This window comes from Haloferax chudinovii (assembly GCF_042663345.1).
GTDB lineage: Archaea > Halobacteriota > Halobacteria > Halobacteriales > Haloferacaceae > Haloferax > Haloferax chudinovii.
In genome coordinates this window covers 73,725-99,795 of the sequence record NZ_JBHTAB010000001.1, presented here as the reverse complement: position 1 = coordinate 99,795, position 26,071 = coordinate 73,725, and the positions used below count along the sequence as shown (strand labels likewise).

Below are 26,071 nucleotides of genomic sequence, written 5' to 3'. Positions count from 1 at the left end.
CCTCTCCTCTCCTCTCCTTCGGTGACGCCACCGAGATGACCTACGTCGTCGAAAGCGAGGTGTTCGGTGGGATGGAAAGGGCCTGATTCCGTTCTCGTCCGACGCGGATGCCGACGAGTTCGTCGCCGAACACGGCCGGAGACCGTGGTGTTCGACGACGTGACGCCCGAGTGACTCCGCGGCCACATGCGCTCGTAGCGCCGCCGCTTTCGATACGGCTCGAAAACAACGGACGCTCGCGGCGCTCAGAAGGAGTCGTCGGGGACGCGGACGCCGTCGACGTACACCGACACCGCGTCTGTCGACTGGAAGTTGGTGACGTCACCCGCGAACTGGTAGCGCCGCGAGTCGTCGCTGACGGTACCCTCGGCGGCGGGACCGACCGTTCCGGTCGTGCTGAGTGCACCGTTCTGCTGGAGTGGTGAGATGGACCCGCTGACCGTCACTTCGAACGACGAGACGGAGCCGGTGCCTGCGACGACGAGCGTGTGCCCGTCGGCGTCGGCTGACTCGTCTGCCTGTTCTGTCGCCGAGCCGACCCCAGAGAACCCCGCGAGCGCACCAGCGGCCGATACCGACCCGCACAGCGCGAGGTACTTGCGTCTACCGACGTCGTCGTCAGTCGTGGTCTCTGGGTCCTGCCCGGTGGACCGTTCTCTTACCATGTCTCAGGGGTTGCGGATTATCCCCATAAATGTTGCGATAATTACATTAGTAGGAATACATGAATGTCTATCGATGATATTATTGCCGCCGTTACTGTCAAAATTACTGATGGGTTCGTACGAGTCGAGTGATATACAAAAACGCTCGACTGCGGCGACTTATTCTCGAATTAATCTGAATTTTATTCTCGAATTAATTTCGGATTTGCGGTGTCGATATGTGTGTTCGAAATCTGGCAACTTCTACGTCGGGCGAATATACTTTTTTCTGATAAATGGTTCCGTACCGCGCGCCGTACCCGCGCCGTCCGCGGCCGCCGCGTCGTGCTCACGCCGCGAAACTCGCCGGACCAGACGGGCGACCTCGGCGTCGAGCACCGTCCGCGGAGCGCCAGCCCGTCGAGCATCGACGTGCGAAAAGCGCTCGGTCGTCGTCGACCGCCCGTCTGGCTTCCGGTTCGGTATCGGTGCGGTCGCTCGGGTCGAATCGTCGGCGGAAGGAGGAGGGACCGAACGAGACCGCGGGGACCGATGCGGCCACCAGCGACGAGTCGTTCTCGCCTTCGGTTTTCCCGGGGCGAGCGTCCCACTCGCGCCCGCGGGCGTTCGAACGGACGGTGCGTCTCTCCGTCAGGGCGGTGCTATCCGAGGAACCCGACGCGCCGGTCTTCCCACTCTCGGCGCTCGACGATGGATTCGCGTCCCTTCTCGGACATCTCGTAGAAGTTCGTTCGACGGTCGTGTTGTCCCTTGTTGACGTATCCCTGTTCGACGAGAGCGTCGAGGTTCGGGTAGAGGCGACCGTGATTCACCTCTCCGACGTCCTTGCTGATCATCTCTTTAATCTCCTGCCCGGACGGTCGCTCTGCCCCGGCGATCACGTACAGCAGGTCGCGCTGGAAGCCAGTCAGTTCGAACATGTAGTCTCGAATCTAAGTATCGCCGTCATCGGGTATTGTTAGCCACCTCTATACTGGACAATTGGGTTCCTTACCGCCGTTGCCGCGAGTTTGCTCCCGTTTCGCCCCGCGGATTTTTCTCGAAACCGCTGGGATATGTAATCATCTCTGAGACCGAGATAACCCCCTCCCGCTGACGGTCTGCGACCCGGTAACAGTCGTGTGAAGATGAACTTAATAGCCGGTAGCAACCGACTCGGTACCTCCCGGAAACGTCATGATAACAAAGGTCGGGTGTGGTGTAGTACGACCCAACCGGGTCGGGTCCCTCTTCACATCGCGTGCGGGACCACCCCCGCACACGACGATGACAACGCTATCAAAAGACGAGCTATTCCGAATCCTCAGCAACTCCCGACGGAGGCAGATTCTCTACTTCCTCCATCGGGCAGGCGAAGCGATCTCGCTGAAAGAACTCGCGGCGATGGTCGCCGCGCGGGAGAACGGCACGGCGGTCGAGGACGTGACCGACGAAGAGCGACAGCGCGTGTACATCTCGCTGTACCAGACGCATCTCCCGAAACTCGAGAGCGCCGGACTGGTCGATTACGACGACGAAGAGCGGTCCGTCGATCTCGTTTCGAACGTCGCAAAGCAGGGGTTCTTCTGGATGCAATCCGGGACGAGCGAGTCGTGGAGCCGGTATTACGCGCTACTCGGCGCGCTCAGTTGGGCGCTCATCCTCGGCCTGTGGGCGGGCCTCCCCGGATTCGCGCTCATCTCGTGGAGCGCCGTCGCGGTGTTCGTCTCCGCGGCCCTCCTCGTGTTGGTGTTCGCGCAGTACCGCTCCGAGCGGCAGGCGGGGACCTCGGCCGACGCCTTCGAAGCGCTCGTGGAATAACCGCCGAATAATTCGTCTTCTCGCGACTGCCGTAGATATCCCGCCCCGAACCGCTCGCGTATTCTCAGCCCATGCTACTGCTGAATCGCCGTATGCATGAACCTAACTAACAGCTGTGTTTTATGTCATTCTCGAACCCGCCACGAATTCGAGCGAAACTGGCGTCCCCCGCGACCCTCTGGTAGGAACTCCTTACTATCGGATCTATTGAAAGTCTGAGTTAGTATAGATTGTTACAACCACTTTACTCGCAGATTTTGCAACCCTAACAGTCGGAGAAATCAGAGTGTGGGATTCTCAGACAAGTATATATCCTCGTTTAACCTATTAGTTCACTGACCCTCTGCATCTGGGGCGCGCTTGGTGGGGCGCATCCAAAGGTTGTGGTCTGTGCAAGGCGTCTCGTGGTCTCCCCTCTCGACCGACCACGTTACGCGGTAGCACCCGACCACACAGTGGGGGAGGAAGGAACAATGGTTACCGATTCACTGCAAGCCGACACCGGCGTTGTTGAACAGACGACGAACGAACAGCTCGCGGAGACGACTGGTGAGTCTCAAGCGGTCGCGGAACAGCAACAACAACCCGAAATCGAAGCGCTCTCGAAGAACGTCGTCTTCGAGATTCTGAAGAACCAACGCCGGCGCGACGCGCTCCGGTACCTCAAGGAGAACGACGGCGAAGCGAAGCTCGGCGACATGGCCGAGTTCATCGCCGCGAAGGAAAACGGCATCGAGATCAAGGCGCTGTCGTCGAGTCAACGAAAGCGCGTGTACATCGGTCTGTACCAGTGTCACCTCCCCAAGATGGACTCGGCGGGTATCGTCGACTTCGAGAAAAACCGCGGTGACATCACGCTTCTCGACACCGCGAAACAGCTCGACCAGTACCTCGACGGCGACATCGTCAGCACCGAGGACGACGACGAGCAGTCTGCGTCGCTCGCCGCGTCGCCGAAGCGGAATCTCGCTATCGCCGCCGGCGTGGCCGCGACGGTTTCCGGCGGACTGCTCGGCGTCCCCGGACTAGAACAGGTTCCGGCCGCCGGCTGGGCCGTGTTGAGCACCGCGACGCTCATGGCCATCACCGCGATGGAGTCGTACAAGGACCGCCTCGACCTCTGAGTCGGTCGGTCCTCACGCGTCCGCGACGATACCGATTTCGACCGACTGCACCCGGATTTTATTTCACTCTGCTTTCGGACAGCGACGTCGCTCGGCCGCCGCTCCCCTCTTTCCGCTCCGCTCCCTTCTCAGTCTCCGCTCCGCTCGCTTCCCAGTCTCCGCTTTGCCCCTTTCTAGTCCCCTCACCTCACCTCACCTCACCTCACCTCACCTCACCTCTCCGGTTCCCGCCTCGTGGGTGCAATTCGCAGTCCGTGCGACCGACGCGGCGGTTTCGTCACGTCGCGACATTGTGGGGGTGAACGCACTCCGATTAGGCGCGTCCGAACCGTCTGCCCCGCCGATTTCGGACTTCGGTCTCCGCTTGCAACAGTCTCACACGCGAACCTAACCCGAGACCGGTTCGGGGAACGCGCTGTATAACAATCCCCGTCGCCATCCCTGTTTCCTTCATGACTTACTTACCGTCACGGTCACCTTCCGAATGCCTATCGCTCGCGGGAGGGCGCGAATGAACGACTGCATCACCGAGGCGGTCGTCCTCGCGGGCGGAGAGGGGCGACGGCTCCGGCCGCTCACTACCTTCCAACCGAAGCCGATGCTCCCGGTCGCCAACCGGCCGGTCGTCGAGTACGTCCTCGACGCGCTGTTCGAGTCGGGCATCGAGCGCGTGGTCGTCGTCGTCGGCCACCGCGCCGACCGCATCCAGTCGCACCTCTCTGGGACGTACCCCGACGCGAACATCGAGTTCGTCCATCAGGACGCCCGACTCGGAAGCGGTCACGCGCTCCTCCTCGCCGAGGAACTCGTCACCGGCCCCTTCGTCGTCTGCAACGGCGACAACGTCGTCGACGCCGACATCATCTCGAAGGTGCTCGAACGCTTTTCGACGACCGACTCGGTGGCGACCATCGCGGTCGCCGAGTCCGACACGCCCGAGGAGTACGGCGTCGTCGTCGAGGACAACGGTCGCATCGCCGACATCGACGAACACGCCGTCGACAGCGAGGGCTACCTCGTCAACGCGGGCGTCTACGTCTTCGACGGCACCGTCTTCGAGGCGCTCCGGCGCACCCCGCCGCACGACGGCGAGACGCGGCTTCCCGACGTAGTTCACTACCTCGAGGGGAACGTCACGTCCGTCCTCGTCAACGGCGGCTGGCTCGACCCCTCCCACCCGTGGGGACTCCTCTCCGTGACGGAGACGCTTCTCGCGCGCAGACACGGCTCGGCCGTCGCCGCTTCGGCGCGAATCCACGAGCGCGCGGTCGTCGGCGACCACGCGGTCGTCGGCGACGACTGCGACGTGGGGCCGGGCGCGGTCATCAGCGGTGGCTCGTGCCTCCAGAACAACGTCTCGGTCGGCGCGAACAGCGTCATCGAGCGCTCCATTCTCTCGACCGACGCGCGGGTCGGTGCGGGCGTCGTCCTCCGGGACTCCGTCGTCGGCCCCGGCGCGACCGTCGGCGACGGCGTCGTCTCACCCGGCGGTCACGCCGACGTCATCCTCGAAGGGCGGCTCTACACCGACCGCCGCCTCGGGAGCATCATCGGCGACCGCGCCGAGGTGGGCGCGAACGTGACGCTCACGGCGGGCAGTCGCGTCGGTGCCGAGGCGGTCGTCGGGGCCGGCACGGTCTTACACGGCGACGTCCGCGAGCGCGTGGAGGTGACCCACTGATGTGCGGCATCACCGCCTGCATCGGCGCGGACAACTCGGTTGATTCGCTCGTCGACGGACTCCAGCGGCTGGAGTACCGCGGCTACGACTCGGCCGGCATCGCCGTGAAAAACGGGTCGGGCATCTCGCTGACGAAGCGCGTCGGCGAGGTCTCAGAACTCGTCGCGGCCGTCGAGCAGAACCCCATCGCCGGTGACTACGGCATCGGCCACACCCGCTGGGCGACCCACGGCGGCGTCACCGACGGCAACGCGCACCCCCACACCGACGAGTCGGGTCGCATCGCCGTCGTCCACAACGGCATCATCTCGAACTTCCAGTCGCTTCGGAGCGACCTCGAAGCCCGCGGTCACGTCTTCAGTAGCGAGACCGACACCGAGGTCGTCCCGCACCTCATCGAGGAGAACCTCCGCGACGGCGCGACCCCCGAGGAGGCGTTCCGCGCCGCGGTCGGCAGTCTCTCGGGGAGCTACGCCCTCGCGGCCATCATCGGCGACGAGGAGGCCATCTTCGCGACTCGCTCGGGGTCGCCGCTGGTCCTCGGCGTCGGCGACGGCGAGTACTACCTCGCCAGCGACGTGCCCGCGTTCATCCAGCACACGGCGCGCGTCGTCTATCTCCACGACGGCGACTTCGTCGTCACTCGCTCGGACGGCTACGACATCACCGACTCGGCCGGCCGCGCGGTCGACCGCCCCGTCGAACCCGTCGAGTGGGACCCCGAGACGGCGACGAAGGGCGGCTACGAGCACTACATGTACAAGGAGATTCACGAACAGCCCGGCGCGCTCCGGCGGACCACCCAGAGCCGGCTGAACACCCACGCCGGCGGCGTCGAATTAGCGGAGTTCCCGCCGGAGTCGTTCGCCGACGTCACGCAGGTCCACCTCCTCGCCATGGGCACCTCGCACCACGCCGGGATGTACGCGGCGTCGTTACTCAACTCTCGGGGCATCCCGGCCTACGCGTTCATGGCCGGCGAGTACTCGGTCATCAAGCCGCCGGTGACGTCAGACACGCTCGTCGTCGCGGTTAGTCAGTCGGGGGAGACCGCCGACACCCTCGACGCGGTGCGCCGCGCCCGCGCCGCCGGCGCGCGGACCCTCGCGGTCACGAACGTCGTCGGCTCGTCGATAACCCGCGAGTGCGACGACGAACTGCTCATCCGCGCCGGCCCGGAGATCGGCGTCGCGGCCACCAAGACGTTCTCGTCGCAGGTGACGGCGCTGACGCTCCTCACCGAGCGCATCGTCGAGGACGTGACCGGCGCGAAGTCGCCCGAAGCGCGCGACCTGATGGAGGCGCTGTCGCGGCTCCCGGGCGACGTACAGGAGGTGCTCGACACCTCGATGGCCCGCGAAATCGCCATCGAGTACGAGGGGAGCGACGCGTACTTCTTCATCGGCCGCGGGGTCGCCCACCCCGTCGCCCTCGAAGGCGCGCTGAAGTTCAAGGAGATATCCTACGAGCACGCCGAGGGCTTCGCCGCCTCGGAGCTCAAACACGGCCCGCTGGCGCTCGTCACGCCGCTGTCACCGGTGTTCGCCATCTTCACCGGCCACGAGGACGAGGCGACGCTGAGCAACGTCAAGGAGGTCCAAGCTCGCGGCGCGCCCGTCATCGCAATCACGAGCGACCGCTCGGGTGAGGTGACCGAGTTCGCCGACCACGTGCTCAGAATCCCGGACACCCATCCCGACATCGCCGGCGTCCTCGCCAACGTCCAGCTCCAGCTCGTCGCGTACCACGCGGCGGACCTCCTCGAACGGTCCATCGATAAGCCGCGAAATCTCGCCAAGTGCGTCACCGTCGAGTGAGCATTGGCGAGCGGTGCGGCGGGTCTCCCCGCCGCGTTCCGACGTTTCGTTCCCATTAACCCGCCGCAGTCGTTCGATTTTCCCCTCAGACCCGCTATTTTCAGGGATTCGAGACTGTTCGGAGATAAGCGAAGATTATCTCGATTGTAGGCACCGATTACATATTACCCGCCCGCGTCAGGTAACACCCGATGACCCGACGCGACCTCGTGGACGACGTTCTTTCGGCCTCGGACGAGCCCCCCGGCCCACTGACCGACGACAGCGACAGCGACGTCACCGCGGCGACCGACGAGAGCGATATCCCTCCGGGGTCGTCCGACGGCGACCTCCTCGACGCGCTCGGAGACGACGTCTCCCGGGACGTACTGCTGGCGTGCAACCGCGCGCCGATGACCGCCGAGGAGCTCGCCGAGAACTGCGAAGTCTCCGAATCGACCATCTACCGCCGGATCGAGACGCTTTCGAGCCTCGGACTGGTCGAACGGACCCAGCGGGTCGACGCGCCCAGCAAGACGTGCTACGAGACGGTCGTCGACGGGCTCTCGATTCACCTCGGCGACAGCCTCCGCGTCGAGGCGGGGTCGAACAACTACGTCGTCGACGCGATGCGCACGCTTCTGGCCGCCATCGACGTCCAACAGCTCGCGTACGACCGCGAGCAAAACAGCGTGGACGTTCGGTTCCGGCTGGCCCCGCGCCTGCTGGACTCGCTCGTGGAACTGTACGTCAGAGACACGAACTCCCGCGAGAAGTAGCTCGTTGCCCGCCGATACGGCTTCGCTCGTCGCGCCGTCTCACCGCCGCCACGACCCGTCGACTTCGCCGAGGACGAGCGCGAGCGCGTCTCTCGCACGGCCGACCGCGATGAGTTGGCGGGCGGCCGCGGCGGTGAGGGGGCCGATGGACTGCGAGGACGCGAGCCCCTCGACGATGTCGGGTACCTCGGCGGCGAACCACGAGCTATCGTCCGCGCCGAGTTCGTCGTCGACTCCCGCGGACGACCGAGAGTGGGGTGCGTCGGAAATCATACCGAATGTACACGCTCGCGAGGCATAGTTAGGAATCTGTACACCTTCGGTAACGACCTCCTTACTCGCCGGAGTCTCGGGGCCGCCTCGCCGACCTCCGCCTCGATTATACCACACTGTTGCAAAGAATAATTACCCGCTAGAGCGTTCCGTGTAACCGGTAATGTCTCTCAGCGAACTCATCTCCGGCGTCGCCGCCGCGGAGCGAACTCTGACGGTGTTCAATCCGACTCCCGACGTCGTCGAGCGACTCGCCGAGCACTTCGCGAATCGAAACGTCTCGGTGGAGTCTGCGAGTTCCGACGAGGGCCCCTCGAACTACGCCGTGCTGGGTACCGGCGACACATTCCACACGGCCGTCTCGGTCGACGACCTCCTCAGACGCCCCGAGGACGTCGAACCGGGCTTCGAACGCGACTCGTACGAGCCGATTCTCGACCATCTCGACGAGACGTTGTTTACCTCCTACGACCGTCAGCAGATGCTCAACGCCACCCGCGAAATCGAAGACCGCGCGTGGCGCGTCGGCGCGGGCGAACTCCACTCGGGCTTTCAGTCCGGCGGGAACCTTCGCCCGCAACTCGAAACGTACCGCCGCCTCGGCGGCCGCGACGACCTCTCGGTCCACGCGTACATCTATCCGAACGGCGAGGTCCCGCAGGCGGACCAGTTCCAACTCCACCTCGCGCGCACCGACGAGATTCGGCGCTCCTGGTTCGTCGCCTACGACGGCAACGGCATCGGCGACTACAAGTGCGCCCTCGTCGCCGAGGAGACCGAACCGGGGTTCGGGTTCACCGGCTTCTGGACGTACGACCCCTCGATGGTCGACTACATCGTCAACCACCTCGTCTCGTCGTACTCGATTATCGAATCCGATGGCTCGGGCGAGCCGACGCCCGACGCCAGATGACTGCCCGACAGCAGTCCAGCCGCTGACTCGAGTTGCTTCTTCGCTCTCGCCCGCAGAATCAATCCGGAGAACCGGGCGCGAATACTTAGGAACGCCCGCCCGGAACCGTGCGGTATGGTTGACGGAATCCTCCTCGACGCCTCGCACCTGAAAGGCAAAGTCAAGGGCGGCCGCGCCGGGGCCGAAATCGCTGGGATGAGCTACATCGGCTACGAACTCGCGGTCACAGAGCGGAGCATCCACGTCTACGGCGACCACTGTAACGCCGACATCCAAGACGAGGAGTACCGCTATCTCGTCATCCCCCTCGACTCGGTCCGGGGCATCGAACTGAAGGACCTGTCGGACCGCGGTCGGTGCCTGAAGGTACACGGACTCGACGACGACGTGGTGCTGTTCTCGGAGAACCAGACGAGCCTCTCGAAGAATCTCAAGCGCGTGTTTCTGCTCCTCTCGCGGTTGCTCGCCTGAGGGGACCGGCGCTCCGGTCGGCGACCGGTCAGCCGGTCGGTCTGTCGGTCCGGAGCCGAACCAGGTAACGTTTCGAAAGCAGGTGTACTAACCGAACCGCTAAAGAGGGTCGGAGCCGATGTTGAGGTATGGCCACGGATACGAACCTCGACGACGCCCCCTGTCCCATCATCGACTCGCTGAAGCAGATCGGGTCGCAGTGGCGTCTCATCGTCCTCCACGACCTCCAAGACGGTGAAAAGCGGTTCAACGAGCTGAAGCGTTCGACCGGCGCGAGCTCGCGGACGCTCTCTCGCGTCCTCGACGACCTGCAGGAACACGGCTTCGTCGACCGCCGGATGGAAGAGGACGCGCCAGTCGCGACGTACTACTCGCTGACCGACAAGGGCGTCTCGCTGTGCCCGGTGTTCGACGAGATACAGGAGTGGGCCACCGAGTGGCTCGACGCCGAACACGAGGAGGGTGCGGCCGAAGCCGAGACGGTGCAGTCGACGGTCTGAACGTCGCGACGCGACGCGACGTCGCGCTACGCTTCGAGCGGGTCGCCGCCCGCCGTCTCGACGATTTCCGCGTGGACGTCCGCGACGGTGACCGAGTCGAGTTCGTCGAGCATCGCCTGAATCGCCGGCTCGAGCAGTTCGCCGAGCACCGGCTGGATGTGTTCGCCGACGGTACACTCGTCGTTCGGTTCGTTCGTGTGGAAACAGAACGGCTCGGCGTCCTCCACCGCCTCGTAGATGTCGCGAAGCGTGATGGCGTCCGGCTCGCGGGACAGCGTGAAGCCGCCGGTCGGGCCGCGCTTGGAATCGACGAGGTCCGCCTCGCGGAGCGAACACAGGAGCTGACGGATGACCACCGGGTTCGTGTTGACGCTCCACGCGAGACGGTCGGAAGACAGCCGTTCGTCGCTCCGCACCGCCAAGTGAGTCAGCACGTGCGTCGCGACGACGAATCGGCTGCTGTTCGACATACACGTTCTTTGGTGCTACGGGCATTTTAGATTTCACGGTGATGCGCCGATTTCGCCGGCTTCTCCGCGGAACTGACGTTTTTCAACTCCCGGCCCGGAACGGGGGTTCGGTGTCAGAATCCGGTGGCGAGAACCGACCGGATAGGGTTCGGAACGGCCGAAAAGTAGACTCGGAGTCGACAGACTCGGGCGAGTCGGCCTGTGCGGCGGTCGGTTCACTCCTCGTTTTCGTCAGCACCAACAGCCGCTCGTCGTTGATGTAGAGCACGCGTCTCGACGTCGACTCTCCCTCGGTCACGTCCATGTACTGTCGTGCCGATTTCCCGTTGTGTCTGATACCTGTTTGGTGGCTCAACTATCAACACTGTGACGGCTATCGGGTCCGAGGCGGTTCTCGCGTCAGTCCTCGCCGGCGGCCGCCTCGTCGTCGGTCGACGCGTGGTCGCTCGTCTCGTCGGCGGTCGTCTCGTCGCCCGCGTCGTTCTCGCCCACGCGGTCGTAGAGCACGGACTCGCCGGGTTTGACCGTCCCGCCGGTCGGGATTCTGACGCCCGCGTTCAGCGAGGCGTTGATGCCGGTTTTCACCCCGTCGCCGAGAACGACGCCGTACTTCCGGCGACCCGAGGAGACGAGTTCGCCCTTGAGCAGTTGCCGGACGGATTCGCCGTCGTGACGGAGGTTTGCCACTTTGGTTCCCGCGCCGAAGTTCACGTCGCGGCCGAGGAGGCTGTCGCCGACGTACGAGAGGTGGCCGACCGTCGCGCCCTCCATCAGGACGCTGTTTTTCACCTCGACGGCGTGGCCGACCTTGGCGTTCTCGCCGACGAGCGTGTGCCCGCGGACGTAGGCGTTCGGGCCGACGGTGGCCCCGCGACGGACGAGCACCGGCCCCTCGATGACCACGCCCGAGCGGACCGTCGCACCCGCCTCGACGACGACCGGCCCGTCGAGTTCGGCCCGCTCGGACACGTCGCCGTCGATTCGCGGTTCGAGTTCGCCGAGCTTCCACTCGTTGGCTTCGAGGAGTTCCCACGGCCGCCCCACGTCGAGCCAGCGGTCGAAGGCGACGCCGCGCACGTCGTAGGCCTCGCAGGTCGTCGCGAGCACGTCGGTCAGTTCGAGTTCGCCGCGGTCGCTCTCGGCCACGTCGAGCCAGTCGTGGGCCTCGGCGGGGAAGACGTACGCGCCGGCGTTGACGAGGTCCGACGGCGGGTCCGCGGGCTTCTCGACGACGTCGGTGACGAAGCCCTCGTCGTCGGTGTCGAGGACGCCGTAGGAACTCGGGTCGGCGACCCGGAACGACCCGACCGCGGGCGTCCCCTCGTACAGCGTCGACAGCGACGGCACGTCGTACAGCGCGTCGCCGTTGAGGACGACGAACGGTTCGTCGGGGTCGAGGTGCGGGGCCGCGGCGCGGACGGCGTCGGCCGTCCCGCGCTGTTCCGACTGGACGGCGAACGCGACGGGGACGCCGCCGCGCTCGTCGCCGAAGTAGTCGCGCACGTCTCCGGCCTCGTAACCGACGACGAGGGTGATGTCCGTCGCGCCCGCCTCGATGGCCGCGTCGGCGGTGTGCGCGACGAGCGGTCGGTCGGCCACGGGGAGCATCGGCTTCGGTCGGCGGTCCGTGAGCGGACGCATCCGGGTGCCGCGGCCGGCGGCGAGAATGACAGTCTGCATACCCCCCTAAGGGACTGCGCGGAAGAAATTTCTTCGGTCCGGACGATACCGAGGCGGGGACCAATCGCGACGCTGTGGGTTGCCTCTGTTCCACCTACCGATACCGACTCGAGGTGGTACGGTCGGTACGGCAATTTCCTGTCACTATCAATCTCTCAAAACACTTGTGAACTCCGAGCCGGATTTGACTCTGAAACTCCGCCGTCGCGCGTCGCGGTCGCTCGCGGACGGTTCGAGCCACACGGCCCGCGAACGGCGAATACGTTGGGGTTACGATGGGTTGGAGATTCGCACGAGACGCGGCGCCGTGTGTTAGTGAACGGACGAGCACCAGCGAGTAATAGTTTCGTTCCGCGGCGACGCGAACCGCGTTCGTGAGCGTTATTACCATCCCACCCTTCGGCTGTGGAGGGTTACGATGGAGATTCGCACAGGACTCTCTTACGGAGACGTATTGCTGGTTCCACAGCGCTCGCCGGTCGACAGCCGGAGCGACGTGGACCTCTCGACCAACGTGACGCCCGACTTGCGCCTCGATACGCCGCTCGTCAGCGCGGCCATGGACACCGTCACCGAGGCGGACCTCGCGGCCGCGCTCTCGGGCCTCGGCGGGCTCGGCGTCGTCCACCGCTTTCTCGACGTGGACGAGCAGGCCGAACAGGTCCGGCGCGTCGCCGAGGCGGGCGGGACCGTCTCGGGCGCGGTCGGCATCAACGAAAACTACCTCGACCGGACCGAGGCGCTCCTCGACGCCGGCGCGGACGCGATTGTGATGGACATCGCTCACGGCCACATGGAGCGGTGTCTCGACGCCGTCGAACGGATTCGCGACGAGTTCGACCCCGAAATCGTCGCGGGCAACGTCGTCACGCCGGCGGCGGTCGAAGACCTCTGGGAGGCCGGCGCGGGCTGTGTGAAAGTCGGCGTCGGGCCGGGCTCGCACTGTACGACCCGTGAGGTCGCGGGCGCGGGCTACCCACAGCTCACGGCCGTCTCGGAGTGCGCCGAGCGGGCGCACGACCTCGGCATCCACGTCATGGCCGACGGCGGGATTCGGACCTCCGGCGACGCCGCGAAGGCGCTCATGGCCGGCGCGGACACCGTCATGATGGGGAGCTTCTTCGCCGGGACCGACGAGGCTCCGGGCCGGGTCGTCGAGGTCGACGGCGAGACGTACAAGCGCTCCCGCGGGATGGCCTCGGCGGAGGCCGCCGACGAACGCGAGGACAAACAGAGCGACGTGGACGCCGGCGAGGGCGTCGAGGCGCTCACGCCCCACAAGGGACCGGTCGAACCGCTCGTCGAGGAGTTCCTCGGCGGGATTCGCTCCGGTGTGAGCTACTGCGGCGGCCACACCATCGCAGACGCCCGCGAACGGGCTTCGTTCGTCCGCGTCGCGGCGAGCGCGAAAGAGCGAGAAGGCGCACACGGCGTCGTCTTCGCCGAGGGTCCCGTCGAGGTCGACGAGGAGGCCGAACGCGAGTTGCAAGCCCCGATGGCCGACTGACTCCGCGGTCGGGGAACCGACCCCCAACACAACACCGCGCGGTGACTCCCGACGCGACGCGAGACGACGCGGACCGCCACGCCGATGGCCGCGCCCTCGCCGAGCGATAGCGTTCGCGCTGACACACCGGCGTCGTCGCGCTCGAACAATATCCCAGATTCGATAGTATTTGACTCGAATCTTCGTATAGTGGTAGTTACCGTTCTCAAGTAGGTGTCTTCGATATGAATGTAAACGCTCGGCAGTCTCCCGCAGTCAGACCCGACTAACATATTTTATTTGAATTTTTAAACACCGAAATTTAGCCCGAAAGACGGGACAATGACGAGGAAAATGAATTTTTCGTCCGCTTTGAATCGACATCGACGCGCCTGAATCGCGGACGGTGGAATCTCGGTTCGAAACGGACTCATCGCTCTCGTGAACTTCACTAACCGAGACCTATCAGTTTTATGAGTATATAACTAATTCTGAAACGTTTACCGACGAGCACCGCCGAACTCGATTGACTCGCGTGACTACCGTACCTGTGTCACGGGTTGCAGGAGTCGGCTCGCCTCACCCGTGACAAGCGTAATTTTGTAATACGTTTGCTGTCGGTCGGCTCGCGTCCGACCGATTTCGGGAACGGACTGCAGGGGGTCAAATCTCGCACGAAGCACAGCCGTACCGAACAGTTGTTCTGTATTGCTGAAGACTACGAGTAGGTCGCTCGGATGCCGATGACGCGGGCGGCTTGCGTCACCATCTCGGGGACCTCCGTGTGGTACCACTCACCTTTCATCCGGGTGGTCGGGCCGGAGACGCTGATAGCGCCGAGGATGGTCTCGTCGTCGGAGAGAATCGGCGCGCCGACCGCCCGCATGCCGGTGATGCGCTCTTCGTCGTTGAAGGCGTACCCGCGCTCGCGAACGGTCGCCAACTCGGCTTCGAGGGCGTCGCGGTCGTCTATCGTCTTCGTCGTCAGGCGCGTCAGTTCGCCGTCGAGAATCTCGTTTCGGCGCTTCTCGTCGCAGAAGGCGAGATAGGACTTGCCGACCGCCGTGGTGTGGAGGTCGACGGTCGTGCCGATGTGCGAGTCGGTCTGGAGTCCCTGCTCGGACTTCACCTGATAGATGTAGACGCCGCGGCCGTTCTCCTCGACCATCACCTGTCCGCGCTCGCCGACCGCCTCGACGAGGTCGTCCATCTCGCCGATGGACGCGTGGTACAGTGCGTGTCGCGTCCGGGCGTGGTCGCCGAGGTCGAGGAACTTCAGGCCCAGCGCGTACTCGTCGCCCTGCCTGACGACGTAACCGAGCCCCGCGAGCGTTTTGAGGTGGTTGTGTGCCGTGCTCTTCGAGATACCGAGGTCGTTCGCAATCTCCGACACCCCGCTCGCGTCGTGGTCTCTGATGTGTTCGACGATGCCGAACGACGTTTTCGTAGCGCCGATTGTTCCTGCCGCGTCGTTTCCGTCCGTGTTCATAGTTATCTCTGACCGAGTGAGGTAATAATTGTTGTCGTCTCGTTCGGGCTGAACGAACGAGCGTTCGGTTTACCGCCGCGTCAGCTCGGCGACAGTCTCGCGGACCGGGTTCGACCCGACCTCCGAGAGGGCGTCGAGCGCCGCGTCCGCGTCGTCGTCGCCGAGACCGAACGCGAGCAGGTCGCGGTTGCGCGAGGCGAGGTCAGTCGCCGACAGCGGGTCGCGGTAGTCGCCGCGGGGGTACGCGCGCTCGCCGACGTATCGGCTCCCGTCGCGGGCGGTTACTTCGACGCGCGCGCCCCAGTCATCGGGGAACGCCCGCTCGAACGCCTCGTCCGCGTGGAGGTGGACGCGCTCCGAGAGCCCCTGTACGGCCTCGTCGCCGAGCGCGTCGTCGAGGAAGTCGTCGAGTTCGACGCGCCCGTCGGCGACCCAGCGGGCGAGGACGTACGGCGTCGAGAACTTCGCCGCGGTGAGCGTCTCGGGCCGCGCGTGACTCATATCGACGCCGTTGCGGTAGGTGTACACGTCGATTCGGTCCACGTCGTCCGGTGAGAGGTCGTCCGCGCCGGCGTCTCGCAGGGCGTCGAGCGGGGCGTGGGTGTAGCGACACGACGGGTACGGCTTCTGGTAGGCCTCGGTAATCCACCAGTCGTCGCCGAGCGAGTCGAACAGGGCGGCGAACTCGCCGTCCGCGAGGAGCGTTTCGAACGGTTCGTAGACGGCCTCCATCGCCGCGGGCGACCCGCGGAGGCCGGCGGCGGTCAGCGTCGCGGCGCTCACGCCGGCCTGCGCGGAGAAGCCGGCGGTGACGTTCCGCGACGGCGCGCCCTCCGCGAAGGGGTCGTGCATGGAGACGACCGCGAGATTCAGCGCGGTGCGGACCGTCTCGCGCACCTCGTCGGGTGACTGCCCCGCGCAGACGGCGGCGGTCAGCGCCGGCCCGAGCGTCGTCCACGTCGAGTGTGGGTCGCGGACGAGCCACGGAATCGCCTCGTTCATCCGGGCCTTCATGGCGAAGATGGCGTACTCGAAGCGCGCGCAGAGTTCGTACGAGCGGACGCAGGCCTCGACGAACGCCTCGCCGTCGACGTCGTGGTTTTCGGCGACGCCGACCGCGCCCGCGACGACGCTCGCGCCGACGTGGCCGCCGCGGTTGTGGCCCTCCTCTATCTCCTGTGTTATCGCCGCCGTCGCGTTCAACAGCGCCGCCTGCGACGGGTCGACGCGGCGGTCGGTCCCGAGGACTGACGCCGGGCCGTCGGCCAGTTTCGCGTCGCGGAAGACGCCCCCGTGTTGCGGGGCGGCCGCCCCCGCGACGGTCGCCGCGAGCACGTCCGCGACGATTCGCTCGCCGTCGGCGCGCACGTCGTCGGGGAGTTCGTCGGTCAGAAAGCCGTACACCTGTCGTTCCCAGTCTTCGACTGGCTCGTGTGAAATCATGGTCTCAGTGAGTGTCGGGGGTGCTCAGCCCCGGGTGAGGGCGCAGAGCACGCGGGGGGCGGCGGGTTCGGTCGCCGCGGTCCAGAGTCCGTCGACGCCGCCGTCGCCGATGACTGGCGCGACGAGTCGGTCGAACTTCGCTCTGAGTTCCGACTCGGTGAAGGGGTCGCGTTCGCCGCCGCGGGCGGCGCGTACCTCGCGGGCGTACCGCTCCCCGTCGCCCGTCTCGACGGTGACGCGCGCGCCGCGCTCGTCGGGGGCGCGCGCGGCGAACTCCTCGGTGGCGACCACGTCCACGCGGCGGGCGAACCCGAGCGCGGTCTTCGTCAGCGCCTCGTCGGTGAACGCCTCCTTGCCGGTCTCACCGGTCGTCAGCGCCGACGCGACGGCGAAGGGAACCGAGAACTTCGCCTGCAGGGCGTTGGCGGGCGCGGGTTCGGACAGCGCGGCCGCGGCGGGGTACGTCTCGACGGTGACCGACTCGACGTCGGCCGCGACGACGCCCGTCTCGTCGACGAGGAGCGCCACGGCGTCGAGTGCGGCGTGGGTGTAGCGGCAGGCCGCGTGGACCTTGAAGTAGCCGCGCTCGATTTCCCAGCGCTCGCCGAGTCCGTCGGCGAGGGCGCTCCGGTCGGGGCCGTCGGCGGCGACGGGTTCGAGGTGGCGGACCACGCCGTCGTCGAGGCCGGTGAACCCGGATTGGGCCTGGTCGACCGCGAGCAGGCCCGAGAGGTTGCTCATCCCGACGTAGCCGTTCCTGACGGTCGCGCCCTCGGTGGCCGCCTCGAATCGGGTGTGCTGGGCGTAGTTCGCCGCGATTCGCATCGCGTCGAGCGTCGTCTCGGCGTCGAGGCCGCGGAGTCGGGAGACGGCCGCGGCGGTGCCGACGCCGCCCCACACGCCGTGGGGGTGGAGGCTGTCCGCGAGCGGGACGACCGCCTCGGCGGCGCGGACCGCCGCCTCGTAGCCGGCGACGAACGCCGTCAGGAACTCGTCGCCGCTCCGGTAGGCCGACTCGCCGTCCGCGAGGAGCGCGGGCAGGACGTGAATCGCCGGGTGGCCGGCCGCGAAGCGGTGGCCCTCGTCGAGTTCGAGGACGCTCCCGGCGGCCGCGTTGACGAACGCGGCGCGGTACGCCGAGGTCCGCTCGCCCGCGGTCCCCAGGATGGTCGATTCGCCGCCGTTCTCGTCGGCCCAGCGGCGCGCTAACGCGGCGACCGCGGGGTCCGACGCGCCGCCGAGCACCGCGCCGATGGTGTCGGCCACGACGAGCGACGCGCGGGCGGCGACCGACGCGGGGAGGTCGGCCCGGTCGAGGTCGGCGACGAACGACGCGAGCGCTTCGTCTGTCATCTCACACCCCGAGGTACGCCTCGACGACGCCCTCGTCTTCGAGGAGTTGGTCGCCGTCGGCGGTCATGCTGATGCGGCCGTTCTCCATGACGTAGCCGCGGTCGGCCAGCTTGAGCGTCTGCTGGACGTTCTGTTCGACCATGAGGACGGTCATGCCCTGCGCGTGGATGTCCTCGATGACGTCGAACACCTCTTGGACGAGGTGCGGCGCGAGACCGATAGAGGGCTCGTCGAGGATGAGCAGGTCCGGTTCGCCCATGAGCGCGCGGGCGAGCGTCAGCATCTGCTGTTCTCCGCCGGACATGGTGCCGGCGCGCTGGTTCTTGCGCTCCGCGAGCCGGGGGAACAGCTCCAGCATCTCGTCGAGGTTCTCCTCGCGGCTCGCCTTCGCCTCCTCGGTCTGCGCGCCGAGAAGCAGGTTGTCGATGACGGTCATGTTGGTGAACAGGTCGCGGTTCTCCGGGACCTGCACGATGCCGCGCTCGACGATTTCGTGGGACGCCTTCGAGTGAATCGCCTCGTCGCGGTAGGTTATCTCGCCGTGGCTCGGCGAGAGGATGCCGCAGATGGTTCGCATCGTCGTGGTCTTGCCCGCGCCGTTCGAGCCGATGAGCGCGACGATTTCGCCCTCGTCGACGCGCATGTCGACGCCGTGGAGCACCTCGATGTCGTCGTAGCCGGCGCGGACGCCGCGCAGTTCAAGCATCGACGTCGAACCCCCCGATGTAGGCCTCGATGACGCGGTCGTCTTCGACCACCGTCTCCGGCGCGCCGAAGGCGATTCCCTTCCCTTGGTCCAGCACTTTCACGTAGTCCGAGATGTTCATGATGGCTTTCATGTCGTGTTCGATGATGAGGAGGCTCGTCCCGCGCTCGCGCAGTTGGCGGAACAGGTCGAGCATCTGGTTCGACTCCGACGGGGTGAGCCCCGCCATAATCTCGTCGAGAAGCAGGATTTCCGGGCGCGTCGAGACCGCGCGGGCGAGTTCGAGGCGCTTCTGTGCGCCGACGGTGAGCTCGCCCGCCTCCGCTTCGGCCTTGTCCGCGAGCCCGACGAATTCGAGGGTCTCCATGGCGATTTCGCGCGCCTCGCTCCGGCGACGCGTGTGGATGTGCGCGCCGACCATCGCGTTCTCGACGACCGTTAGCTCCTCTAGCGGGCGCGTGATTTGGAACGTCCGCGCCAGCCCCGCCCGCGCGATTTTGTGCGCCGGGAGGCCGGAGATGACCTCGCCGTCGAGTCGGACGGTCCCGCTCGTCGGCGGGAACGCCCCGCTGATGCAGTTGAAAAGCGTGGTCTTGCCCGCGCCGTTCGGTCCGATGAGGCCGATAATCTCGCCGCGGTTGACGGTCATGTCGACGTCGTCGAGCGCCTGCAGGCCGGAGAAGCGCTTGCCGACGCCCTCGACCGACAGAATCCGCTCGCCGTCGCGGTCGATGTCGGCGTCCGGGGAGTCAGCACCCGGCGCGCTCGTCTCATCTGCCGACATCACTCGCTCACCTCCTCGTCACCGCGGACGCGGTTCCAGAGCGCGCGCGCCTGACTCGGCCAGCTCACCACGCCGCGCGGCGAGTAGATGACGATGGCGACGAGGAACGCGCCGTAGATGATGCGGTCGAGGCCGTTGATGTCGGAGAACGTCGTCCGCGCGATTTCGCTGACCGGCGTGACGATGAACGAGCCGACGATGGGGCCTAGAAGCGTCCCCGGGCCGCCGATGACCGCGGGGAGGAGCAGTTCGACGTTCTTGAACAGCGCGAACACGGTGTCGGGGCGGATGGTGTTGAAGTACATCGACCAGTAGGCACCGCCGAGGGCGGTGAAGAAGGCGCTGACGGCGACGCCGATGAGCTTGTACCGGAAGCTCGGCACGCCGACGCTGGCGGCGGCTCGCTCGTCTTCGCGGATGGCGAAGAAGTACAGTCCGACCCACGAGTTCTTGATGACCCACGAGACGAGCGTCACGACCAGCAGGAAGCCGACGATGAGGTAGTAGTACGGCAGGTCGCTCTGGAACTGGAAGGCCGCGAGGCCGTACTCCGCGCCGTAGTCGCGCGGGAACGGTTTGAAGTAGCCGTTGGCACCGTGGAGTTCGGACATGTTGGTGACGACAAAGCGGAGCAGTTCCGCGAACGCCAGCGTCGCCAGCGCGAAGTAGTGGCCCTGCAGGTTGAAGCGGAACGACAGCGCGCCGATGACGAGGCCGTACCCCGCCGCGAGCACGCCGCCGACGAGCATTCCGACCCACGGGTTCACCGCGAAGTCGACGACGAGCGCCTGCGTGGCGTACGCGCCGACGCCGAAGAACGCCGCGTGCCCGAACGAGAACTGCCCGGTGTAGCCGGACATGATGTTCCACGCCTGCGCCGTGTAGGCGTAGATGACCGTGAGGATGAGCATCCGAATGCTCAGCGTCGCCGCGAGTTCCATCCCGGCGACGTCGATTTCGATGAGCGTCGGGAGCGCCGCGAGCAGGCCGAACAGGGCGACGCCCTTGACGAGCGGCGCGTACCGCCCGTCGTCGAACGTCCGGTAGCGGTCGCGGACGGACTCGATTGCGCTCACGCCTCAGCACCTCCGAACAGGCCCTCGGGCTTGACGAGGAGTGTCCCGATGAAAAGCAGGAAGATGAGCACCTGCGCGGTGGTCCCGGGGAGGTAGTAGCCGCCGAACACCTGAATCAGCCCGACGATGAGGCCGCCGACGAACGCGCCGGGGAACGAGCCGAGGCCGCCGAGGATGACGATGACGAAGGCGTTGATGAGGTACGTCTCGCCGGTGAAGGGGTCGAACCGCTGGAACAGCGCGATGGAGCCGCCGGCCACGCCGGCCAGTGCCGCGCCGATGCCGAAGGTGAGGTAGTTGATACGGCGGACGTTGATGCCGACGTAGCGCGCGCCGTTGCGGTTGTCGGCCGTACCGCGAATTTTCCGGCCGAGGTCGGTCCGGTTCAGGAACGCCCGCACGGCGAGCATCGTTCCGAGCGCGATGACGAGCGCGTAGAACTGCCCGAGCGGGATGAAGACGTCGCCGACCTGCACCGACCCGAGCGAGAGTTCGACCTGCTGGGGGTCGGGCGTGAACACGATTTCGATGGCCGACTGGACGATGAAGAGCACGCCCAGCGTGGCGATGAGCTGGTTCTGCTGGGGTGCCTCGATGATGGGCTCGACCGTGAGAATATGCACGATCACCCCGAAGGCGAACAGCACGGCGGCGGCGATAGGTATCCCGATGAACGGGCTGATGCCGGCCGTCTCGGAGACCAACCACACCGAGTACATCCCGACGACGAGGAAGATGCCGTGGGCGAAGTTGATGACGTCCATCACGCCGAATATCATCGTCAGCCCGAGCGCCGTCAGCGCGTAGACGCCCCCGAGCAGGAGGCCGAACGCGAGCAACTGTAGGAGGACGGGCTCCAGATTGGTGATATCGGTCAGGAACTGTGCGAACGGGTCGATGAATCGGCCGAGGCCACCGCCCTGTAGCGGCAGGGGCGCGACCGATGTGACTAGGTGTCCCATGCGGTTTCTACGCTCGGGAATTGTTGTCAACCCCCATAAAAGGTGGCTATCGTTCGAGACGGTTCGTTGACGTGACGGCGCGCGGGGGTGCGGTTAGACCTGTGGCTCGGCCTCCGCGTACTCCTCGGGGTAGACGACTCTGACCGAGAGGTCCTGGACCTGGTTCACCGGCCCGAGCGCGTTGATGTTCTCACCTTGGTCGTCGAACTCGATTGCGCCCATCGCGGAGATGTGGTCCTCGTAGCTGAGTCCCTTGAGCGCCTCGTTGATGTCGTCGGGGTCGACGCTTCCGGCCTCCTCGACCGCCTGGATGATGACCTCCGCCGCGGTGTAGGACATCCCGACGGACGCCGAGAACTCCTGGTCGTAGTTGTCGAGGAACTGCGAGCGGACCTCGGCGGTCTTGTCGACCGTCGGGTTCAGCGCGTAGTTGTTGTCCAGCACGCCGTTTGCGAACTCGCCGATGTCGCTGACGGCGTCGTCGTCGGTGAACGTCGCGGACGCGGACGCGGTCAGGTGCGGCGGCCGGTAGTCCTGGTCCTGTAACGCCTGTGCGAGCAGGACGCCGCCGGCGACGTACGTCGTGGCGATGATGGTGTCGGGGTCGGCGCTCCGGAGCCGCGACACCTGCGTGTTGGCGTTCGACGCGCCGAACTCGATGGCCGTCTCCTCGACGATTTCGACGTTCTGCTCGGGGAGGAACTCGCGGAGGCTGTCGCGAATCGCCTGCCCGTAGCTGTTGTTGATGTAGAACAGCCCCGCCGTGTCGACGGTGCCGCCGCCGTCGCGGATGACCGACGGCACGAGGTCGGCGTAGTCGCTCGCCAACCGGCGCGCCGGGGGCTGGGGCCGGTAGACGTAGTTGAAGTCACGGCCCTGCAGGATGTTGTCCGCCGCCGCGATGGAGATGACGAACGGGACGCCCTGTCGTTCCGCGACCTGCGTCGCCGCCGTCGTCACCGGCGAGGAGTAACAGCCGGTGAGGACGTCCGCGCCCTCGCTGAGCAGTTCCTCGCTGACCTGCCCGCCGAGTTCCTGTGCGCCCTGGTTGTCGCCCTCGATGACGGTCACTTCCGCGCCGTCGAGCGACTCGATGCCGCCCTCCTCGTTTTTCCGCATCGCGGCGAGTTTGATGGCGTTGCTCATCCCGACGCCCGTCGCGGCGAGACTGCCCGAAAGCGGGTGGTTCGATCCGATGATGACCTCGTCGACGGACTGCTCGGGCGTCCCCGTCGTGGTGCCCGTGTCGCCGCCGGACCCACCGGAATCGCCGCCGGAGTCGCCGCCGGAACCACCGCCGCCGTTCCCGCCGTCGTCGCTCGCACAGCCGGCCAGTGTCAGTGCCGCGACGCTCGCGCCCGTTGCTTTGAGGAAGCGTCGCCTGTTGCTCGTCGAAGACTTGAGAGTCTTACCCATGGCAATCGGTATCGAGGTTAGTGCCTATTGTAATAAATCCTCCCGTACTCGTGTTGTCACGTTCTGCGGATATTCCTGTGACGAATCGGGTTCCGAGCGGCAAACTGCGTCGAAAACGAGTAGGTTCGACTGCTCCGCTCGGGGGCGGAGCCCCCGCCGCGGCGTCAGTCGAGCGATTCGCTGGCGTGGATGCCGGCGAGGCGGCCGTAGCCGAGGGCGGTCGTCAGCCCGTTGCCGGAGAGGTAGCCGCCCGCGCCGTGGCCGCTGATGCCGCAGGCGGTGCCGCCGCCGGCGTAGAGGTTCCCGACGGTGCTCCCGTCGGTCCGGAGGACGCGGGCGTGTTCGTCGACGACGAGGCCGCCCTGCGTGTGGAAGAGCGCGCCGGTGACTTTGGCCCCGTAGAAGGGCGCTTCAAGCGGATTCGCACCGTCGACGCGACCGACTTCGTCCGGCTCGCCCGCCGCGGCGGCCTCGTTGTAGTCGGCGACCGTTTCCGCGGCGGCCTCGCCGTCGGCACCGAGTCGCTCGGCGAGGGCGGCGACCGAGTCGGCGCTGTGGTAGGTTCCCTGCTCGATGGCCTCGTCGAAGTCCTCGAACTGGCCGCGGAGTTTCTCGAAGATGCGCTCGTCGAACAGCTGAATCGCCTGTTCGCCGGGCTGTTTGAGCACCGAGATGGCGAACTCGCTGTAGCCCGCGGACTCGTCGCCGAATCGCTCCCCGTCCTGATTCACGAGGATGCCCCCGTTCATCGTGACCGCGTAGGTCGAGAGCATGCCCGTCTGACTCGCCACCGTCGCGTGGCCCTGATAGGCGTCCATGCAGGCGAGTTCGCCGCCGAGTTCCGTGCCGAAGCGGACGCCGTCACCGGTGTTGCCGTCAGCGCCGAAGTACAGCGCCCGCTCGACGTCCGCCTCGCAGTAGTCTGTGACCATCTCGCGGTTGCCGGCGAAGCCGTCGGTGGCGAGGATGACCCGCTCGGCCTCGATGGCCTCGTCGTGGCCGAGGCCGGCGACGACGCCCCGAACCGCGCCGTCGTCGGCGACGAGTCGCTTCACGGGCGCGTTGGTCAGGAGTTCGATGTTCGGCGTCGACTCGACGCGCTCGACCAGTTCGGCGACGAGGTTCTCGCCGTTTCGACCCTCCGGGGCGTGCATCCGGTACTCGGAGTGTTTGGGATACTTGAAATCGTCCACGATGTGGAGCGTGACGTCCCAGTCGTCGACGAGCCAGTGGATGAGGTTCGCGCTCTCCTCGCAGAGGTACCGCACGCGCTCCTCGTCGGCCTCGTAGTCGTTTTTCTCCAAGATGTCGCGCGCCATGTCCACGGGCGTCTCCTCGATGCCGGCCTCGCGCTGGAGTCGCGTCCCCGCCGCGGGAATCATCCCGGTCGAAAGCGAGGTGTTGCCGCCGCATTCGGGCGCTTTCTCCAAGACCGTCACGCGAACGTCGGGGTTCTCGCTGGCCGCGAGCGCGGCCACGAGACCGGTCCCGCCGCCGCCCGCGACGAGCACGTCGGTGTCGATGTCCCACTCGATGTCGTCGACGGAGACGACTTCGGTGACGCCGTCGCTCGGCGTCCGCCGGGCTAGTTCGTCCATGCAGTCTGCTAGGGAGACTCTATCGTAAAACTACCGCCTTCGCCGGTGACAGTCTCTCTGCGCCTTCCCGAAGTCTGTCGGTTTCCCTCTCGCGCCCGCGCGAGTAACGGATTATGTCTCGCCCGCTCAACGTTCATGTCTCGCCCGCTCAATCGTTCAGGGATAACGGACAGTCGAGAACTCCAGAGTGAACAACTATGTGGATTGAGCGCACCCATACCACATGGACTCACCACGAGACATCGTCGAGGAGTTCTTCGACCGGATGGAAGACGACCGCCGGAACACCGTCGGCGACCTGTTCGCCGAGGACGCCGTCATCACCCTGCCGGGGGCGGCGTTCGAGGGACCGACCGCGGCCTACGACTTCCTCGCGCATCTCGAACCGCGGTACGAGTGGGCGGCAAAGGAGTTCGACCGCTGGATAGAGGCGGGCGATACCGTCGTGAGCGTCGGGTCGCTCTACGGCGTCGACAACGACGACGCGGACTTTTCGGACGTTCGCTACGTCGACATCTACGTCGTCCGTCGGGGGCTCATCGAGCGCCTCGACATCTGGAACGACCTCGCCGTCGACGGCGTCGTCCCGGTCCCGGTCGACGACGCGCCCGCGGTCCCGGCGGAGGAATGAGCGACCGAACCGCGGTCCTCTTCGCGCTCCGCGACGACCCGTCGCTCGTCGTCCGCGCCGAGGAACTCGGCTACGAGTCGGCGTGGGCCGCCGAGGGACAGGGTAAGACCGCCTTCGGCAAACTCGAACGCTGGGCCGTCCACACCGAGGACATCGGGCTCGCGACGGGCATCGTCAACGTGTTCTCGCGGACGCCGGCGGCGCTCGCGGCGGCCGCGGCGACCCTCGACGACCACTCCGACGGTCGCGCGATTCTCGGCCTCGGCGTCGCCCACCCCGGCGTCGTCGAGGCGTTCCACGGCGTCCCCTTCGACCGCCCGCTGTCGCGCCTCCACGAGTACGTCGAACTCGTTCGGCGCTACCTCCGCGGCGACGCCGACTCCTTCGACGGGGAGTTCTTCTCGCCCGAGCGCACGAGCTTCTGGGACGCCTTCGAACCCGTCCGCGAGGAGATACCCATCTACAACGGCGCGCTCGGCCCGGCGAACGTCCGACTCACCGGACAGGTCGCCGACGGCTGGCTTCCGAACCTCTATCCCCGCCCGCAGTTCGAGGAGGCGCTGGGGTGGCTCGACACCGGGGCCGCCCGCGCCGGGCGCGACGTGAGCGACGTGGACGTGGCGATGTACGTCCTCACGGCCGTCCACGACGACCCCGACGAGGCGCGGCGGGCGGCGGCCGAACACGTCGCCTACTACCTGCGCGACGTGCCGGGGTACTACGACCGCGCGGCCGAGCAGGCCGGGTTCGCCGACGAGGTCGAGGCCGTCCGGGCCGCGCCGACGACGGAGGCCGGGGCGCGCGAACTCTCGGCGGAGTTCCTCGACCTCGTGGCGCTGGTCGGTACCCCGGACGACGTGCGGGGACGACTCGGCGAACTCCGCGAGATGGGCGTCGACCTCCCGGTCGTCCGCGCGCCCGCCGGCGTCGACCGCGAGTGGGTCGCACGGACGCTGGAAGTGTTCGCCCCGTAAC

26 protein-coding genes and 1 pseudogene are annotated in these 26,071 nt (G+C 66.3%); 12 read left to right on the top strand and 15 right to left on the bottom strand.

Annotated features, from left to right (window positions below; translation table 11 throughout):
• Positions 1-14: 14 nt before the first annotated feature.
• Positions 15-174, top strand: a pseudogene (locus ACFQI8_RS00525) (nitrous oxide reductase accessory protein NosL); the annotation flags it as partial.
• A 71-nt stretch (positions 175-245) separates the two neighbouring features.
• Here ACFQI8_RS00525 and ACFQI8_RS00520 read toward each other — a convergent pair.
• Positions 246-665, bottom strand: a complete 420-nt coding sequence (locus ACFQI8_RS00520; RefSeq protein WP_390242128.1) for a lactonase family protein — start codon at positions 663-665, stop codon at positions 246-248.
• A gap of 641 nt (positions 666-1,306) precedes the next feature.
• On the bottom strand, positions 1,307-1,585 hold the full coding sequence (locus ACFQI8_RS00515) for a PadR family transcriptional regulator (protein WP_390242126.1): 279 nt from the start codon (positions 1,583-1,585) through the stop codon (positions 1,307-1,309).
• A gap of 346 nt (positions 1,586-1,931) precedes the next feature.
• On the opposite strand from ACFQI8_RS00515, the gene ACFQI8_RS00510 reads away from it, so the two are divergent.
• The 5 genes from ACFQI8_RS00510 to ACFQI8_RS00490 all read left to right on the top strand — a co-directional run bounded on the left by ACFQI8_RS00510 (position 1,932) and on the right by ACFQI8_RS00490 (position 7,845).
• On the top strand, positions 1,932-2,465 hold the full coding sequence (locus ACFQI8_RS00510; protein ID WP_390242125.1) for a DUF7344 domain-containing protein: 534 nt from the start codon (positions 1,932-1,934) through the stop codon (positions 2,463-2,465).
• A gap of 473 nt (positions 2,466-2,938) precedes the next feature.
• Positions 2,939-3,589 (top strand): DUF7344 domain-containing protein, encoded by a 651-nt coding sequence (locus ACFQI8_RS00505; protein WP_390242124.1) that lies wholly within the window; start codon positions 2,939-2,941, stop codon positions 3,587-3,589.
• Positions 3,590-4,100: 511 nt separating this feature from the next.
• A complete protein-coding gene (locus ACFQI8_RS00500; RefSeq protein WP_390242123.1) occupies positions 4,101-5,270 on the top strand; it encodes a sugar phosphate nucleotidyltransferase in 1,170 nt (389 codons plus the stop codon).
• Entirely contained in the window at positions 5,270-7,087 is a 1,818-nt protein-coding gene (gene glmS, locus ACFQI8_RS00495) for a glutamine--fructose-6-phosphate transaminase (isomerizing) (RefSeq protein ID WP_390242120.1), read from the top strand. The genes ACFQI8_RS00500 and glmS overlap by 1 nt, the downstream gene beginning before the upstream one ends.
• 191 nt (positions 7,088-7,278) lie before the next feature.
• Positions 7,279-7,845, top strand: coding sequence for an ArsR/SmtB family transcription factor (locus ACFQI8_RS00490; RefSeq protein WP_390242119.1), 567 nt, complete (start codon positions 7,279-7,281; stop codon positions 7,843-7,845).
• Positions 7,846-7,884: 39 nt separating this feature from the next.
• Here the strand turns inward: ACFQI8_RS00490 and ACFQI8_RS00485 are convergent, their stop codons facing one another.
• Entirely contained in the window at positions 7,885-8,118 is a 234-nt protein-coding gene (locus tag ACFQI8_RS00485) for a harpin-binding protein (RefSeq protein WP_390242118.1), read from the bottom strand.
• 163 nt (positions 8,119-8,281) lie between these two features.
• On the opposite strand from ACFQI8_RS00485, the gene ACFQI8_RS00480 reads away from it, so the two are divergent.
• The 3 genes from ACFQI8_RS00480 (at position 8,282) to ACFQI8_RS00470 (ending at position 10,002) form a co-directional block, all read left to right on the top strand.
• Entirely contained in the window at positions 8,282-9,031 is a 750-nt protein-coding gene (locus tag ACFQI8_RS00480; protein WP_390242116.1) for a DICT sensory domain-containing protein, read from the top strand.
• 114 nt (positions 9,032-9,145) lie between these two features.
• Entirely contained in the window at positions 9,146-9,502 is a 357-nt protein-coding gene (locus tag ACFQI8_RS00475; RefSeq protein WP_390242115.1) for a hypothetical protein, read from the top strand.
• Positions 9,503-9,630: 128 nt separating this feature from the next.
• The gene (locus ACFQI8_RS00470; protein ID WP_390242114.1) at positions 9,631-10,002 is read left to right on the top strand and encodes a winged helix-turn-helix transcriptional regulator; all 372 of its coding nucleotides are present in this window, start codon (positions 9,631-9,633) and stop codon (positions 10,000-10,002) included.
• Between the two features lie 26 nt (positions 10,003-10,028).
• Here the strand turns inward: ACFQI8_RS00470 and ACFQI8_RS00465 are convergent, their stop codons facing one another.
• The 3 genes from ACFQI8_RS00465 to glmU form a co-directional block, all read right to left on the bottom strand.
• Complete coding sequence (locus ACFQI8_RS00465) at positions 10,029-10,472, bottom strand: Rrf2 family transcriptional regulator (RefSeq protein WP_390242112.1); 444 nt, start codon at positions 10,470-10,472, stop codon at positions 10,029-10,031.
• 82 nt (positions 10,473-10,554) lie between these two features.
• The gene (locus tag ACFQI8_RS00460) at positions 10,555-10,776 is read right to left on the bottom strand and encodes a hypothetical protein (protein ID WP_390242111.1); all 222 of its coding nucleotides are present in this window, start codon (positions 10,774-10,776) and stop codon (positions 10,555-10,557) included.
• 95 nt (positions 10,777-10,871) lie between these two features.
• Complete coding sequence (gene glmU / locus ACFQI8_RS00455; RefSeq protein ID WP_390242110.1) at positions 10,872-12,152, bottom strand: bifunctional sugar-1-phosphate nucleotidylyltransferase/acetyltransferase; 1,281 nt, start codon at positions 12,150-12,152, stop codon at positions 10,872-10,874.
• A 418-nt stretch (positions 12,153-12,570) separates the two neighbouring features.
• Between glmU and ACFQI8_RS00450 the strand changes: the two genes are divergently transcribed.
• The gene (locus ACFQI8_RS00450; RefSeq protein ID WP_390242108.1) at positions 12,571-13,659 is read left to right on the top strand and encodes a guanosine monophosphate reductase; all 1,089 of its coding nucleotides are present in this window, start codon (positions 12,571-12,573) and stop codon (positions 13,657-13,659) included.
• A gap of 697 nt (positions 13,660-14,356) precedes the next feature.
• On the opposite strand, the gene ACFQI8_RS00445 is transcribed toward ACFQI8_RS00450, so the two are convergent.
• The 9 genes from ACFQI8_RS00445 to ACFQI8_RS00405 all read right to left on the bottom strand — a co-directional run bounded on the left by ACFQI8_RS00445 (position 14,357) and on the right by ACFQI8_RS00405 (position 24,465).
• On the bottom strand, positions 14,357-15,127 hold the full coding sequence (locus tag ACFQI8_RS00445) for an IclR family transcriptional regulator (protein WP_390242107.1): 771 nt from the start codon (positions 15,125-15,127) through the stop codon (positions 14,357-14,359).
• Between the two features lie 69 nt (positions 15,128-15,196).
• Positions 15,197-16,570: an MmgE/PrpD family protein gene (locus ACFQI8_RS00440; RefSeq protein ID WP_390242106.1), complete on the bottom strand. Its 1,374-nt coding sequence runs from the start codon at positions 16,568-16,570 to the stop codon at positions 15,197-15,199.
• 24 nt (positions 16,571-16,594) lie between these two features.
• A complete protein-coding gene (locus ACFQI8_RS00435) occupies positions 16,595-17,923 on the bottom strand; it encodes an MmgE/PrpD family protein (RefSeq protein WP_390242104.1) in 1,329 nt (442 codons plus the stop codon).
• A 1-nt stretch (position 17,924) separates the two neighbouring features.
• Positions 17,925-18,629: an ABC transporter ATP-binding protein gene (locus tag ACFQI8_RS00430; protein WP_390242103.1), complete on the bottom strand. Its 705-nt coding sequence runs from the start codon at positions 18,627-18,629 to the stop codon at positions 17,925-17,927.
• Positions 18,622-19,413: an ABC transporter ATP-binding protein gene (locus ACFQI8_RS00425; protein WP_390242101.1), complete on the bottom strand. Its 792-nt coding sequence runs from the start codon at positions 19,411-19,413 to the stop codon at positions 18,622-18,624. Before ACFQI8_RS00425 ends, ACFQI8_RS00430 begins: the two co-directional genes overlap by 8 nt.
• Positions 19,413-20,489, bottom strand: coding sequence for a branched-chain amino acid ABC transporter permease (locus tag ACFQI8_RS00420; protein ID WP_390242099.1), 1,077 nt, complete (start codon positions 20,487-20,489; stop codon positions 19,413-19,415). Before ACFQI8_RS00420 ends, ACFQI8_RS00425 begins: the two co-directional genes overlap by 1 nt.
• On the bottom strand, positions 20,486-21,451 hold the full coding sequence (locus ACFQI8_RS00415) for a branched-chain amino acid ABC transporter permease (protein ID WP_390242098.1): 966 nt from the start codon (positions 21,449-21,451) through the stop codon (positions 20,486-20,488). The genes ACFQI8_RS00420 and ACFQI8_RS00415 overlap by 4 nt, the downstream gene beginning before the upstream one ends.
• 93 nt (positions 21,452-21,544) lie before the next feature.
• Entirely contained in the window at positions 21,545-22,867 is a 1,323-nt protein-coding gene (locus ACFQI8_RS00410) for an ABC transporter substrate-binding protein (RefSeq protein WP_390242097.1), read from the bottom strand.
• Between the two features lie 164 nt (positions 22,868-23,031).
• On the bottom strand, positions 23,032-24,465 hold the full coding sequence (locus tag ACFQI8_RS00405) for an FAD-dependent oxidoreductase (RefSeq protein WP_390242096.1): 1,434 nt from the start codon (positions 24,463-24,465) through the stop codon (positions 23,032-23,034).
• Positions 24,466-24,688: 223 nt separating this feature from the next.
• Here ACFQI8_RS00405 and ACFQI8_RS00400 point away from each other — a divergent pair, with 223 nt between their 5' ends.
• Together ACFQI8_RS00400 and ACFQI8_RS00395 are read left to right on the top strand one after the other, a co-directional pair.
• Positions 24,689-25,096 (top strand): nuclear transport factor 2 family protein, encoded by a 408-nt coding sequence (locus tag ACFQI8_RS00400; RefSeq protein ID WP_390242095.1) that lies wholly within the window; start codon positions 24,689-24,691, stop codon positions 25,094-25,096.
• Positions 25,093-26,070: an LLM class flavin-dependent oxidoreductase gene (locus ACFQI8_RS00395; RefSeq protein ID WP_390242093.1), complete on the top strand. Its 978-nt coding sequence runs from the start codon at positions 25,093-25,095 to the stop codon at positions 26,068-26,070. Before ACFQI8_RS00400 ends, ACFQI8_RS00395 begins: the two co-directional genes overlap by 4 nt.
• Position 26,071: the final 1 nt, after the last annotated feature.